The sequence below is a fragment of the Streptomyces sp. NPDC018026 genome (genome assembly GCF_044327745.1).
GTDB lineage: Bacteria > Actinomycetota > Actinomycetes > Streptomycetales > Streptomycetaceae > Streptomyces > Streptomyces rubrogriseus.
This window is the reverse complement of sequence record NZ_JBIRFY010000001.1, coordinates 106,576-119,807: the sequence shown is the minus strand read 5'-3', so window position 1 is coordinate 119,807 and position 13,232 is coordinate 106,576. Positions and strand designations below refer to the sequence as shown.

The 13,232-nt window shown below is 71.6% G+C and carries 11 protein-coding genes and 1 riboswitch; of the genes, 5 read left to right on the top strand and 6 right to left on the bottom strand.

Going from position 1 to position 13,232, the window contains the following annotated elements:
• Nucleotides 1-194 precede the first annotated feature (194 nt).
• Nucleotides 195-476: an HPr family phosphocarrier protein gene (locus tag ACH4D3_RS00505; RefSeq protein ID WP_007445064.1), complete on the top strand. Its 282-nt coding sequence runs from the start codon at nt 195-197 to the stop codon at nt 474-476.
• Nucleotides 477-618: 142 nt separating this feature from the next.
• Here the strand turns inward: ACH4D3_RS00505 and ACH4D3_RS00500 are convergent, their stop codons facing one another.
• From ACH4D3_RS00500 to ACH4D3_RS00485, 4 genes are all read right to left on the bottom strand, one after another.
• On the bottom strand, nt 619-1,314 hold the full coding sequence (locus tag ACH4D3_RS00500) for a GntR family transcriptional regulator (protein ID WP_398314845.1): 696 nt from the start codon (nt 1,312-1,314) through the stop codon (nt 619-621).
• A 169-nt stretch (nt 1,315-1,483) separates the two neighbouring features.
• Nucleotides 1,484-2,248 carry a M23 family metallopeptidase gene (locus tag ACH4D3_RS00495; protein WP_398314843.1) on the bottom strand — a complete coding sequence of 255 codons (765 nt, stop codon included), beginning with the start codon at nt 2,246-2,248 and terminating at the stop codon, nt 1,484-1,486.
• Nucleotides 2,249-2,260: 12 nt separating this feature from the next.
• Nucleotides 2,261-2,424: riboswitch (cyclic di-AMP (ydaO/yuaA leader) on the bottom strand.
• A 189-nt stretch (nt 2,425-2,613) separates the two neighbouring features.
• Entirely contained in the window at nt 2,614-4,002 is a 1,389-nt protein-coding gene (locus tag ACH4D3_RS00490; RefSeq protein ID WP_398314841.1) for a M16 family metallopeptidase, read from the bottom strand.
• Nucleotides 3,999-5,381 carry a M16 family metallopeptidase gene (locus tag ACH4D3_RS00485; RefSeq protein ID WP_398314839.1) on the bottom strand — a complete coding sequence of 461 codons (1,383 nt, stop codon included), beginning with the start codon at nt 5,379-5,381 and terminating at the stop codon, nt 3,999-4,001. The genes ACH4D3_RS00490 and ACH4D3_RS00485 overlap by 4 nt, the downstream gene beginning before the upstream one ends.
• A 335-nt stretch (nt 5,382-5,716) precedes the next feature.
• Between ACH4D3_RS00485 and ACH4D3_RS00480 the strand changes: the two genes are divergently transcribed.
• Nucleotides 5,717-8,173: a DNA topoisomerase (ATP-hydrolyzing) subunit A gene (locus ACH4D3_RS00480; RefSeq protein WP_398314837.1), complete on the top strand. Its 2,457-nt coding sequence runs from the start codon at nt 5,717-5,719 to the stop codon at nt 8,171-8,173.
• Nucleotides 8,174-8,179: 6 nt separating this feature from the next.
• Here the strand turns inward: ACH4D3_RS00480 and ACH4D3_RS00475 are convergent, their stop codons facing one another.
• Nucleotides 8,180-9,283 carry a CobW family GTP-binding protein gene (locus tag ACH4D3_RS00475; RefSeq protein ID WP_398314835.1) on the bottom strand — a complete coding sequence of 368 codons (1,104 nt, stop codon included), beginning with the start codon at nt 9,281-9,283 and terminating at the stop codon, nt 8,180-8,182.
• A gap of 318 nt (nt 9,284-9,601) precedes the next feature.
• On the opposite strand from ACH4D3_RS00475, the gene ACH4D3_RS00470 reads away from it, so the two are divergent.
• Both ACH4D3_RS00470 and ACH4D3_RS00465 read left to right on the top strand, forming a co-directional pair.
• Entirely contained in the window at nt 9,602-10,180 is a 579-nt protein-coding gene (locus ACH4D3_RS00470; protein ID WP_398314833.1) for a DUF6082 family protein, read from the top strand.
• Between the two features lie 100 nt (nt 10,181-10,280).
• Entirely contained in the window at nt 10,281-10,517 is a 237-nt protein-coding gene (locus ACH4D3_RS00465) for a hypothetical protein (protein ID WP_079187841.1), read from the top strand.
• Between the two features lie 141 nt (nt 10,518-10,658).
• On the opposite strand, the gene ACH4D3_RS00460 is transcribed toward ACH4D3_RS00465, so the two are convergent.
• A complete protein-coding gene (locus tag ACH4D3_RS00460; RefSeq protein WP_398314831.1) occupies nt 10,659-11,831 on the bottom strand; it encodes a citrate synthase/methylcitrate synthase in 1,173 nt (390 codons plus the stop codon).
• A gap of 124 nt (nt 11,832-11,955) precedes the next feature.
• Here ACH4D3_RS00460 and ACH4D3_RS00455 point away from each other — a divergent pair, with 124 nt between their 5' ends.
• Complete coding sequence (locus ACH4D3_RS00455; protein WP_398314829.1) at nt 11,956-13,221, top strand: citrate synthase; 1,266 nt, start codon at nt 11,956-11,958, stop codon at nt 13,219-13,221.
• Nucleotides 13,222-13,232: the final 11 nt, after the last annotated feature.

The window sequence follows — 13,232 nt, the reverse complement described above, 5'->3', positions numbered from 1 at the left end:
GAGTACGGCTCGCGTACGACAACGGCGCGGGGCAGTCTGTGGGGGACGGATGTCCGGACCGAGGCCGCGGTCCGGGACCCGTACGGGGCGGCCCACGTGGTCGTCCCGGCTTGCTTCACGATGTGGGAAACTGGTCTAGACAAGACTGGTCTAGACAACTTCAACGCCTCTGAACACCTGAAGGGCAGCATCACATGGCTGAGCGCCGCGTCAACGTCGGCTGGGCCGAGGGTCTCCACGCCCGCCCCGCCTCCATCTTCGTCCGAGCCGCCACGGCCACAGGCGTCCCGGTGACGATCGCCAAGGCCGACGGGTCCCCCGTCAACGCGGCCTCCATGCTGGCCGTCCTCGGCCTCGGCGCCCAGGGGGGCGAGGAGATCGTCCTCGCCTCCGACGCCGAGGGCGCCGAGGCGGCTCTGGACCGGCTGGCGAAGCTGGTCGCCGAGGGGCTCGAGGAGCTTCCCGAGACCGTCTGAGGGACAGGACAGCAGCACCGAAAGGCCCGCCGGGACCACCGGACGGGCCTTTCGCCTTTACGCTCCCGCTTCCGCTTCCGCCCATTAGGGACGGCAGAAATAGTCGGCCGGAATTCCCCCGCTTTTGTATACGGAACCTGTGTTACCGGAGCGGGCTCGCGGTGTTTACGGAATGTTGCGTATTCCTCACACGCTCCGTCGCCGCGCCGCCGGAGGCGAATCGGAGCCGGTGCCCGGATGCCGACCGCTCGATGTGCCGCGTCATGAGCGCCCGCGCGCGTTCGCCGTCGCCCCGGGCCACGGCATCGGTGATCGCCGCGTACTCCGCCCAGTACTCCACCGGTCCGGCCGGTGCCTCCACGACGTACATCCAGGCGATCTTCTGGCGGAGCTGGGTCAGCAGCGCGGTCAGGGAGGGGCTGTCCGCCGCCCGGGCGAGGGTCTCGTGGAACCAGTCCCCCAGGGAGCGCAACTCGTCGGCGGTGCCCCGCCCGGCCCGTTCCCGCCCCAGCCTGACCAGGCCGCGCAGCACCTTGAGGTGGGCGTCGGTGCGCCGTCGCGCGGCCCGGGAGGCACCGAGCGGCTCCAGGAGCGCGCGGGTCTCCAGCAGGTCCGCGGCCTCCCGCTCGGACGGTTCCGCGACGCACGCGCCCGCGTGCCGCCGGGTCACCACGAAGCCCTCCGCCTCCAGCGTGCGCAGAGCCTCGCGGACGGGGACGCGGGAGACGCCGTAGCGGCGGGCCAGGATTTCCTCGGTGAGCCGGCTCCCGCGTCCGTGGACGCCGGCCACGATGTCGTCCCGAATCGCCGTGCACACCGAATGCGCCGGAATACGCATGACCGACCTCCGCCTTGATCCCCTGAAACGTCGACGATGGACGCGCTTTCAGCGACTCTAGGCCAATCAGGCCGGGATGGAATACAAAAAGCCCCGACTCGGGAAGCCGGGGGCTTTTTGCCAGACGTTCTCTCCGTCAGACGTTGTCTCCGTCAGACGTTCTCTCTCCTCAGACGTTCACGCCGTGGGAGCGGAGATAGGCGACGGGGTCCATGTCCGAGCCGTACTCGGGACTCGTACGGGCCTCGAAGTGCAGGTGCGGTCCGGTGACGTTGCCGGTGGCCCCCGAGACGCCGATCTGCTGGCCGGGCTCGACCGACTGGCCGACCGAGACGCCGATCGACGACAGGTGCCCGTACTGCGTGTACGTGCCGTCGTGCATCCGGATCACGACCTGGTTGCCGTACGCCCCGCCCCAGCCGGCCTCGACGACGGTGCCGACGCCGACGGAGTGCACGGACGTGCCGCTGGAGGCGTGGAAGTCGATGCCGGTGTGGCTGCCCGAGGACCACAGGGAGCTGCCGGCCTGGTAGGCGGTGGAGACGTACGAGGCGGTGATCGGCGCGACGAAGGTGTTGAGGCGCTCGCGCTCCGCCTCCCGCGCGGCGCGCTCCTTGGCCTCGCGCGCCTCCTTGGCCGCCTCGGCCGCCCGCTCGCGGGCCGCCTCCTGGGCCGCCTCGCGGGCGGCGGCGTCCGCGGCCGCCTGCTGCTGGGCGAGGGCCTGGGCGTCGATCTCGTCGGCTATGGAGTCGCCGATGGTGACGACCGGGGTGAGCCCGGTCTGTTCCGCCTCGGGCTCGGCGGCGAGCGCCGGAGCCGCGAGGGTGCCGACCACGCCGGTGGTGGCGAGGGCCGCGACTCCCGCCGCGCGGGCGGTGGTGCGGTGCACCCGGCCGGTACGGCGGTGCTTCCCGGTGGCGCGCGTGAACGCCATGTAGAGGCTTGTCCTTTCCTTCCCTCTCGCCTACCGGGTTAGCTGACGGGTTCGGAGGTGGAAGGTCTCCTACGGACCCCCTCGCGTGCGCGCGGGCGTCCGATTCACCCCAGGGACTGCGATGGGTCCCCGGCTCCCCTGGCTCGCGCCGTACGGGGACTCGGCGATGGCTGCCCGGTGCCGCGGACGCGGCGCACTGCCTGACGAACAGCCCGGACGACGCTAAACGCGGCTGCGTTCAATCCTCAAACGCAACAGGCTTTTTGTAGCGCACGCCACAGGGCAGACGGGCAACCACTCCCCCAATCCGGACAAACGGCGGCCCTGGTGACACACCGGTCACCAGGGCCGCCGCGCGCGTGCCGCTACTCGGCCGCCACCACGGTGACTTCGCCGATGCCGAGGGCCTCGACGGGCTCCCTGATCTGCGCCGCGTCGCCGACGAGGACCGTCACGAGACGGTCCACCGGGAAGGCGTTCACGACCGCCGCGGTGGCCTCCACGGTGCCCGTGGCGGCCAGTTGGCGGTAGAGCGTGGCCTGGAAGTCGTCGGGCAGGTGCTGCTCGACCTGGTCGGCCAGCGTGCTCGCCACGGCCGCCGCCGTCTCGTACTTCAGCGGCGCCACGCCCACCAGGTTCTGCACGGCCACGTCGCGTTCGGCGTCGGTGAGCCCCTCCGCGGCCAGCTTGCGCAGCACCGTCCACAGGTCCTCCAGGGCGGGACCGGTGTTGGGGGTGTCGACGGATCCGCTGATGGCGAGCATCGCGGCGCCGGTGCCGTCCGGCGCGGAGCGCAGGACCTGGCCGAACGCCCGCACACCGTAGGTGTAGCCCTTCTCCTCGCGCAGGACGCGGTCCAGGCGCGAGGTGAGGGTGCCGCCCAGGCAGTAGGTGCCGAGCACCTGCGCGGGCCACACCCGGTCGTGCCGGTCGGCGCCGGTGCGGCCGATCAGCAGCTGCGTCTGGACGGCGCCGGGACGGTCCACGATGACGACCCGGCCCCGGTCGTCGGCGGTCACCGGGGGCACGGGGCGCGGCTCGGCCGCCGAGCCGGTCCACGCGCCCAGGGTGTCGCCGAGCAGCACGTCCAGGTCGACGCCGGTGAGGTCGCCGACGACCACCGCGGTGGCCGTGGCGGGGCGGACGTGCCGCTCGTAGAAGGCGCGTACGGCCGCCGAGTCGATGGCCTCGACCGTCTCCTCGGTGCCCTGGCGCGGGCGCGACATGCGCACGTCGGCCGGGAACAGCTCCTTGGAGAGTTCCTTGGCGGCGCGCCGGGAGGGGTTGGCCAGCTCGTGCGGGATCTCGTCGAGCCGGTTGCGCACCAGCCGTTCGACCTCGCCGTCGGCGAAGGCGGGCGCCCTGAGGGCGTCGGCGAGCAGGCCGAGTGCCTTGGCGAGGCGCGAGGCGGGCACCTCCAGGCTCAGCCGGACGCCGGGGTGGTCGGCGTGCGCGTCCAGGGTGGCGCCGCAGCGCTCCAGCTCGGCGGCGAAGTCCTCGGCGGAGTGCTTGTCGGTGCCCTCGGAGAAGGCGCGCGCCATGATGGTGGCGACGCCGTCGAGGCCGGCCGGCTCGGCGTCCAGGGGGGCGTCGAGGAGCACCTCGACGGCGACGACCTGCTGGCCGGGGCGGTGGCAGCGCAGCACGGTGAGGCCGTTGTCGAGGCTGCCGCGCTCGGGCGCGGGGAACGCCCAGGGCTTGGGCTCGCCGGCCTGCGGCTGGGCGTGGAATTCCATGGTGGCGAGCTCGGTCACTTGGCCGCCTCCTCGTTCTCGTCGGTGGCGTCGGTCACGGAGACGGTGGTCTCGTCGGCGTCGGTCTCGTCGGCGGGGGCGGTGGGCTCGTAGACGAGCACCGCGCGGTTGTCGGGGCGCAGGCGGGCCTTGGCGACCTCCTGGACCTCCTCCGCGGTCACCTCGAGGACCCGCTGCACGGCGGTGAGGGCGAGCTGCGGGTCGCCGAACAGGACGGCGTACCGGCACAGTTCGTCGGCGCGGCCGGCGACCGTGCCCAGGCGGTCCAGCCACTCGCGCTCCAGCTGGGCCTGGGCGCGCTCCATCTCCTCGGCCGTGGGGCCCTCCTCGGCGAACCGGGCCAGCTCCTCGTCGATGGCGGTCTCGATGACCGGCACCTCGACGTCGCCGGACGTCTTCACGTCCAGCCAGCCCAGGGAGGGCGCCCCGGCGAGCCGGAGCAGGCCGAACCCGGCGGCGACGGCGGTGCGGTCGCGGCGGACGAGCCGGTTGTACAGGCGGGACGACTCGCCGCCGCCCAGGACGGTCAGGGCCAGGTCGGCCGCGTCGCACGCGCGCGTGCCGTCCTCCGGCAGTCGGTAGGCCGCCATCAGGGCGCGGGCCGGGACCTCCTCCTCGACGACCTCCCGCAGTTCCCCGCCCATGACGTCGGGCAGCGCGCCGTCCCGGGGCGGCTGCTTGCCGTCGTGGGAGGCGATGGAGCCGAAGTACTTCTCGATCCACGCGAGGGTCTGCTCGGGGTCGATGTCGCCGACGACCGAGAGCACCGCGTTGTTCGGCGCGTAGTAGGTGCGGAAGAACGCGCGCGCGTCCTCCAGGGTCGCCGCGTCCAGGTCGGCCATCGAGCCGATCGGCGTGTGGTGGTAGGGGTGGCCCTCCGGGTAGGCGAGGGCGGTCAGCTTCTCGAAGGCGGTGCCGTAGGGGACGTTGTCGTAGCGCTGGCGGCGTTCGTTCTTGACGACGTCCCGCTGGTTCTCCATCGACTCGTCGTCCAGGGCGGCGAGCAGGGAGCCCATGCGGTCGGCCTCCAGCCAGAGGGCGAGCTCCAGCTGGTGGGCGGGCATGGTCTCGAAGTAGTTGGTCCGCTCGAAGCTGGTGGTGCCGTTGAGCGAGCCGCCGGCGCCCTGCACCAGCTCGAAGTGGCCGTTGCCCTTGACCTGGGCGGAGCCCTGGAACATGAGGTGCTCGAAAAGGTGAGCCAGGCCGGTGCGCCCCTTGACCTCGTGGCGCGAGCCGACGTCGTACCAGAGGCACACCGCCGCGACCGGGGTCAGGTGGTCCTCGGAGAGCACCACGCGCAGGCCGTTGGCCAGGCGGTGCTCGGTCGCTGTCAGGCCGCCGGAGCCTGCCTGGGCTGTGGCCGTGTGACCCATGGGCATGTACGTCCCTTCGATCGCGAGATCCTGGTGGAGTCACTGGGTGAACCACCGGGTGGAATCCATGGGCGGAACTGCGGAATTCCGCCGGTCCTGCCACTGTATGCAAGCGTGCGGGCGGCCGGTGGAGTTCCCGGGCCCCGTACGCCGAGAGCGAGAACGCGGTTGACGGGCCGCCGGAGACGGCTGCGCGGACGGCACCCCGGGACGAGGGCGTACGCTGCGGGCAGCGCCGGGCCGGCAGCCCGTGACGGGTCCTGGTCGGTCGCTGTCAGTGCCGCAGTCCACAATGGACGGCGTCAGATCACCGTTCACGCTTCAGCAAGGAGCCGGCAGCGATGGCCCGCCGTAGTACGAAGACCCCGCCGCCCGACGACTCGTACGAGGAGAAGATCCTCGACATCGACGTCGTCGACGAGATGCAGGGCTCCTTCCTCGAGTACGCGTACTCGGTCATCTACTCCCGTGCGCTGCCGGACGCCCGCGACGGCCTCAAGCCGGTGCACCGGCGCATCGTCTACCAGATGAACGAGATGGGCCTGCGGCCCGAGCGCAGCTACGTGAAGTGCGCCCGCGTCGTCGGCGAGGTCATGGGCAAGCTGCATCCGCACGGCGACGCGTCGATCTACGACGCCCTGGTCCGCATGGCCCAGTCGTTCTCGATGCGCGTGCCCCTGGTGGACGGCCACGGCAACTTCGGCTCGCTGGGCAACGACGACCCGCCGGCCGCCATGCGGTACACCGAGTGCCGGATGGCCGAGGCCGCCGGCCTGATGACGGAGTCCATCGACGAGGACACCGTCGACTTCGCCCCGAACTACGACGGCCAGGAGCAGGAGCCGGCGGCCCTGCCCGCCGCCTTCCCGAACCTGCTGGTCAACGGCGCTTCGGGCATCGCGGTCGGCATGGCCACGAACATGCCGCCGCACAATCTGCGCGAGGTGATCGCGGCGGCCCGGCATCTGATCCGGTACCCGAACGCCGACCTGGACGCGCTGATGAAGCACGTGCCGGGCCCCGACCTGCCCACCGGCGGCCGCATCGTCGGCCTGCCCGGCATCCGGGACGCGTACGAGACGGGCCGCGGCACCTTCAAGATCCGTGCGACGGTGTCCGTGGAGACGGTGACGGCGCGCCGCAAGGGTCTCGTCGTCACCGAGCTGCCCTTCGCGGTCGGCCCGGAGAAGGTCATCTCGAAGATCAAGGACCTGGTCGGCGCGAAGAAGATCCAGGGCATCGCGGACGTCAAGGACCTCACCGACCGCGCCCACGGACTGCGCCTGGTCATCGAGATCAAGAACGGCTTCGTGCCGGAGGCGGTCCTGGAGCAGCTCTACAAGCTGACGGCCATGGAGGAGTCCTTCGGCATCAACAACGTCGCCCTGGTCGACGGCCAGCCCCTCACCCTGGGCCTCAAGGAGCTGCTGGAGGTCTATCTCGACCACCGCTTCACGGTCGTCAGGCGCCGCAGCGAGTTCCGCCGCAGCAAGAAGCGCGACCGGCTGCACCTGGTGGAGGGCCTGCTCACCGCCCTGGTCGACATCGACGAGGTCATCCGCCTCATCCGCTCCAGCGAGAACTCCGCACAGGCCAAGCAGCGCCTGATGGAGCGGTTCTCGCTGAGCGACGTCCAGACGCAGTACATCCTGGACACCCCGCTGCGCCGGCTCACCAAGTTCGACCGCATCGAGCTGGAGTCCGAGAAGGACCGGCTGAACGCGGAGATCGAGGAGCTGACCCGGATCCTCGACTCGGACGCGGAGCTGCGCAAGCTGGTCTCGGCCGAACTGGCGGCGGTGGCGAAGAAGTTCGGCACCGACCGGCGTACGACGCTGCTGGAGTCGAGCGGTGCCCCGGTCGCCGCCGTGCCGCTCCAGGTGGCGGACGACCCGTGCCGGGTACTGCTGTCGTCGACGGGGCTGCTGGCCCGCACGGCGAACGACGAGCCTCTCGTCACGGAGGCCGGGGCCAAGCGCGTCAAGCACGACCTGATCGTCTCGGCGGTACCGGCCACCGCGCGCGGCGAGGTGGGCGTGGTGACGTCCGGCGGGCGGCTGCTGCGGGTGAACGTGGTGGACCTGCCCCAGCTCCCGGAGGCCATGCCGACGCCGAACCTCGCGGGCGGCGCGCCGCTGGCCGAGTTCGTGTCCCTGGAGGACGACGAGGACGTCGTCTGCCTGACCACGCTGGACGAGTCGTCGCCGGGGCTGGCGCTCGGCACGGAACAGGGCGTCGTCAAGCGGGTGGTGCCCGACTACCCGTCCAACAAGGACGAGTTGGAGGTCATCACCCTCAAGGACGGCGACCGCATCGTCGGCGGGGTCGAGTTGCGCACCGGTGACGAGGACCTGGTCTTCATCACGGACGACGCGCAGCTCCTGCGCTACCAGGCCTCGCAGGTCCGCCCACAGGGCCGTCCTGCGGGTGGTGTGGCGGGCGTCAAGCTCGCCGACGGGGCCAAGGTCATCTCCTTCACGGCGGTGGACCCGGCGGCCGACGCGGTGGTCTTCACGGTGGCCGGATCGCGCGGCACACTGGACGACTCCGTGCAGACCACGGCCAAGCTCACGCCGTTCGACCAGTACCCGCGCAAGGGTCGCGCCACGGGCGGTGTGCGCTGCCAGCGGTTCCTGAAGGGCGAGGACTGCCTGGCCTTCGCCTGGGCGGGCGCCACCCCGGCCCTCGCCGCGCAGAAGAACGGCACGCCGGCCCAGCTCCCGGACACCGACCCGCGCCGCGACGGCTCGGGCGTGTCGCTGCCCAAGACGGTGTCGGTGGTGGCGGGCCCGGTGTAGGGAGGCCTACGGGGCGTCCGGCGGCTCCTGGCCGTCGGGCTCCTCGCCGTCGGGCACATAGCGCAGGACGCCCCACATGCCGTGCTCGTCGGCGGGTGGGGCGTCGGTGTCCCGGCGGCACGCGTCGAGTTCCGCGCCGAGGGCCGCCGTGTCGAGGCCGGTGCCGATGAGGACGAGCCGGGTGCGGCGGGCGCCGGCGGTGTCGTCGGCGGGAGTGTCGTCGGCGGACGTCCAGGGCTCCGGGTAGAAGCGCAGGAAGCGTCCGACGGCGTGGACGGCGTACCGGTTGCGCGTGTCGTACGGGCCGAAGTCGACGTACCCCTTGATCCGGTACAGGCCCTCGGGACGGCTGTCGAGGAAGCGCATGAGCCGGCGCGGGTCGAGCGGGAGGGCCGAGACGAACGACAGGGTGTCGTAGTCGGCGTGCAGGTGATCGGAGTGCGCGCCGCCCTCGGAGTGGTCGTGCAGGTCGTCGAAGGACAGCTGCCCCACGCGCTCCTCGCCGGGCCGGCAGTCGTAGAGGAACCCGGGGTCGATACGGCCGTAGGTCGCGGGCACGACGGCGGCGCCGTCCACGAGCGAGTGCACGAGGCCGAGCACCCGCTCGGCGTCGGGGACCCGGTCGGTCTTGTTGACCACGACCAGGTCGGCGAGGGCCAGGTGCCGGTCGATCTCGGGATGCTTGGCGCGGGTGTCGTCGAACTCGGCGGCGTCGACGACCTCGACGAGCCCGCCGTAGACGATCCCCGGCTGCTCGCTGGCGAGCAGCATGCGCACGAGTTCCTGCGGTTCGGCGAGGCCGCTGGCCTCGATGACGATGACGTCGATGCCGGCCTCGGGCCGGGCGAGCCGCGCCAGGTAGCCGTCCAGTTCACTCGCATCGACGGCACAGCACAGGCAGCCGTTGCCCAGGGACACGGTGGAGTCGCCGAGGGCGCCCGCGACGGCCATCGCGTCGATCTCGATCGATCCGAAGTCGTTGACGACGGCGCCGATACGGCTGCCTCCGCTGCGGTGGAGGAGGTGGTTGAGCAGGGTGGTCTTCCCGGAGCCGAGGAATCCGGCGAGCACGACGACCGGAATCTGCTGCGGAGTCGAGCGCTGCCCCACCGTGCGACCTCTTTCTCACCCATGCGTACGCCGGCCCGCGGCAGGGCGTACACCCGTGAACGGAATTGCCTGCTCAGGATACGAGCCGGCGGAGTACCCGCGGAGTGAACGATTGTTAGCAGCACTTGGTGGGCAGACGTTTTCCAAGGCGCCGGACCGTGCGACCCTCGCTTCCCTCCGTGCGCCTCCTCTCCGCCTCCCCGTCGATCAGCGCCGCTCGGCACCCTGGAGGTGGCAGCACCAAGCATCGCTCGCCGGTCCCCGTCAGCCGACCCGCACTCGACGACCGGCGGGCGGTCGCCTGATTCGGGGGTTGACATGGTCACACGGAAGAAGGTCACGGGGAGGTTCGGCTCCGCCGCGGCCGGGATGCTGGTCGCCACGGCGGGGTTGACACTGGCCGCGCGCCAGCGGCGACTGGAAGCGGAACGCGTCGGTCTCAGGCGGCTGGAACTGGAGGAAGCGGCCTCCCGGCGCAGGGCTCTGGCGCACCAGCAGCGCATGCACTGGGAGCTGCTCACGAGGGCGATGGACGACGCGTCCCTGGCTGCCGTGATCGACACCTACGACAAGCACATCCCCGCAGAGAAGCGGCGTCAGTTCTTCTACGCCAACGCCTGGTACGTCAACCTGTACTACCTCTACGAAGCGGGCCTGCTGGACCAGCAGGAGCTGTTCGGGCGTCTGCGTGAAATCTTCCAGACGCCGCTGATGCGGGAGTACTGGGAAGCGTCGAGGGCGCAGCGCGCGACGCTGGCCGAGTCTTCCGACGAGACGCGGATCGGTGCCATGGTGGACGGCCTGATCATGGACCTGGACGAGGCGGACACGGACGAGTGGTGGGTGGTCGGCACGCCTCCACCCGCCTGGGAGGGCAACTCGTCCTCGGGCGAGTGAACCTCTCGCTTCATTTCGGCCATGCGGTCACACGCGACCCACTGATCACAGTACGGTGCTGCCGACCAGCGTGCCCAACCTGTGTAAGGACCGGTACCCTTTGAAGATCGTGCGCCGCATCGGTGTGCCTCCGAGCTCGCGTGGCAGTACGTCGGGAGCCAACTGCCCGGATCTGTTCGAACTGAGCGACGGCAATTTTGCAGTGATCGGTACGGAGGCCACCGAAGCCCTCGAACGTGAGCTGCCCGCCGACGCTTCCCGGGCCGACTACGAACGCATCGTGGTCATCAGCCGGGAGACCCTCATCCGGGCCAAGGCGGACATCCCCGACGCCTGACGTCACCCGTGCCTTCGGCAGTACCCCACCGCCGGCGGCGCACGGACCCCCAGCACCGGCGAGCAACCCGGCACCCCGTCCTTGCTCGACCCTCTCCCGACCAGGCCTGGCGCCCGAACGGCACCAGGCCGTTCGTGTTTCTCAGGCCACCGCCGGGACCCCCACGGGCGCCCCCGGCCCCACATACCGCGCCGCCGGGCGGATGATCTTGGAGTCGGACGCCTGCTCCAGAATGTTCGCGCTCCAGCCCACCACCCGGGCCGCCGCGAACGTGGGAGTGAACATCTCGCGGGGCAGGCCGCACAGTTCCATGACCACGCCCGCGTAGAACTCGACGTTGGTGTGCAGTTCGCGTCCCGGCTTCAGCTCCGCGAGGATCGCCTCGACCTGCCGCTCCACCTCGACGGCGAACTCCACGCGCGGTCCGCCGAAGCTCTGCGCCACCTCGCGCAGCATCCGTGAGCGCGGGTCCTCCGTGCGGTAGACCGCGTGCCCGAAGCCCATGATGCGGTCACCGTCGAGCACCCGCTCGCGAATCCACGCGTCGATGCGATCGGGCGTGCCGATCGCGTCCAGGGTGTCCAGCGCCCGGCTGGGCGCGCCGCCGTGCAGCGGGCCGGACAACGCCGACACCGCGCCCGCCAGGCAGGCCGCGACATCCGCACCCGTGGACGCGATGACCCGCGCGGTGAAGGTCGACGCGTTGAATCCGTGGTCGATGGTGGAGATCAGGTACTGCTCGATCGCCCGTGTGCGCGCCTCGTCCGGCTCCTGGCCGGTCAACATGTACAGGTAGTTCGCGGCGTACGAGAGGTCCTCGCGCGGCTCCACCGGTTCGAGTCCCCGTCCCAACCGGTGCAGCGCGGTCAGCAGCGTCGGTACGGCCGCCGCGGCCACCAGGGTGTCCTGCCTGCGCCGGTCGACCGACAGGTCGTACACCGGTCCGAAGCCCAGGGCCGCACCGAGCAGGGACAGGCCGGTGCGCATGCCGGCCAGCGGACCGGAGCGTCCACCGGCCTCGGCGATGGCGGGCAGGGCGGCGCGTACCGCGTCGGGGAGCCGCCGCAGCGCCGCGGTCTCGGCGGCGAAGGCGGCCCCGGTTCGCGCGTCGGGGAGTTCCCCGTGGACCAGGAGATGCCAGACGTCCTCGAAGCCGCGGCTCCTGGCGAGTTCGACGGCCGAGTACTGGCGGTAGTGGTAGAACCCCTCGAGTCCTCGCACGTCGCCGACCTCGGTGTCGGCCACCACGACACCGGCGAGCCCGCGCGGCACCTCGACGGGGGTTGCCGCGGCTGCGGTTCTGTTGACGGACATGATTACCTCCTCGAACTTGATTTAACTGTCCATACTTGACTGTGATTCTGTCAATATTGATTGAATCAATGCTTAGTATTGCGGCGACTCAACACGGACCGCCTCCGATCGATACGGTGACCTCATGCGCGATCACGAGCCCCACCACCCCGCAGACAGCGAGCCGCGCCTGACCACCAGGGAGGCGGCCGAACTGCTCGGGGTGAAGCCCGAGACCGTGTATGCGTACGTCAGCCGCGGCCAGCTCGGCAGCCGACGCGCGCCCGGTTCCCGGGGCAGCACCTTCGACGCCGACGAGGTGCGGGCCCTCGCCCGGCGCAACCGGCGCGACGGCGGCACGAACCCGGCCTCGGCCGCCGGTCAGGAGCTGACCGTGCGGACCCGCCTCACGCTCATCGAGAACGACCGGTTCTCCTACCGGGGCGTCGACGCGGTCGAACTGGCCGCGCGCCACACCTACGAGGAGGTGGCCGAGTGGCTCTGGACCGGGGAGCTGCGTCCCGGCGCCGCGTTCTCGGCCCCCGAGTCCTCCGTCGCCGTCGCCCGCCGGGCCGTCGACGCCCTGCCCGAACACGCCGGGCCCGCGGACCGGCTCCGTGTCGCGGCGATCGCCGCGGCGGTCACGGACCCGCTCCGTTTCGACCTGTCCGAGGACGCGGTGCTGGGCACGGCGCGCGTCCTCATTCCCACCCTCGTCGCCGCGCTTCCCCCCGTACTGCGCGACGGGCACGACCGGGACCCGATCGCCCACCGCCTGTGGACCCGGCTCAGCGGGCAGCAGGCCGACGAGCCGACGCTGCGGGCGCTGGACACGGCGCTCGGACTCCTCGTCGACCACGATCTGGCGGCCTCCACGCTGGCCGTGCGCGTCGCCGCGTCGGCGCGGGCGCACGCCTACGCCGCCGTCTCCGCCGGGCTCGGTGTGATCGAGGGACCGCTGCACGGTGCCGCGGGGGGACTCGCGCACCGGATGCTGCTGGAGGTTCTCGATCTGGGCAGCGCGGCGCCGGTGGTCGCGGAGGAACTGCGGGCCGGCCGCCGCGTCCCGGGGCTCGGCCACCGGCTCTATCCAGGTGAGGACCCACGCGCGCGTGCCCTGTTCGCGCTCCTGGAGGACATCCCCCGGGCGGCGCCCGCGCTCGCGGCGGCCCGGGACGTCCAGGCCACCGCCGCCCGCCACACCCCGCTGCACGCCAATGTCGACCTGGCGCTCGCCGTGCTCACCGTGTCCTCCGGCATGGCCTCCACCGCGGCCGAGACGATCTTCGCCGTGGCCCGCACGGCGGGCTGGATCGCGCATGCCCTGGAGGAGTACGGGGAGCGCCCGCTGCGGATGCGGCCGAGTGGGCTGTACACGGGTCCGAGGCCCCCGCGGCCGCTGCCGGAGTAGTGCTCAGGCGC

Bases quoted from the DNA above. Each gene is read 5' to 3' on its own strand.
- ACH4D3_RS00500 (WP_398314845.1), bottom strand. From the start codon at position 1,314: ATGCGTATTCCGGCGCATTCGGTGTGCACGGCGATTCGGGACGACATC.
- ACH4D3_RS00485 (WP_398314839.1), bottom strand. From the start codon at position 5,381: ATGCCCATGGGTCACACGGCCACAGCCCAGGCAGGCTCCGGCGGCCTG.
- ACH4D3_RS00495 (WP_398314843.1), bottom strand. From the start codon at position 2,248: ATGGCGTTCACGCGCGCCACCGGGAAGCACCGCCGTACCGGCCGGGTG.
- ACH4D3_RS00455 (WP_398314829.1), top strand. From the start codon at position 11,956: ATGCGCGATCACGAGCCCCACCACCCCGCAGACAGCGAGCCGCGCCTG.
- ACH4D3_RS00480 (WP_398314837.1), top strand. From the start codon at position 5,717: ATGGCCCGCCGTAGTACGAAGACCCCGCCGCCCGACGACTCGTACGAG.
- ACH4D3_RS00470 (WP_398314833.1), top strand. From the start codon at position 9,602: ATGGTCACACGGAAGAAGGTCACGGGGAGGTTCGGCTCCGCCGCGGCC.
- ACH4D3_RS00505 (WP_007445064.1), top strand. From the start codon at position 195: ATGGCTGAGCGCCGCGTCAACGTCGGCTGGGCCGAGGGTCTCCACGCC.
- ACH4D3_RS00460 (WP_398314831.1), bottom strand. From the start codon at position 11,831: ATGTCCGTCAACAGAACCGCAGCCGCGGCAACCCCCGTCGAGGTGCCG.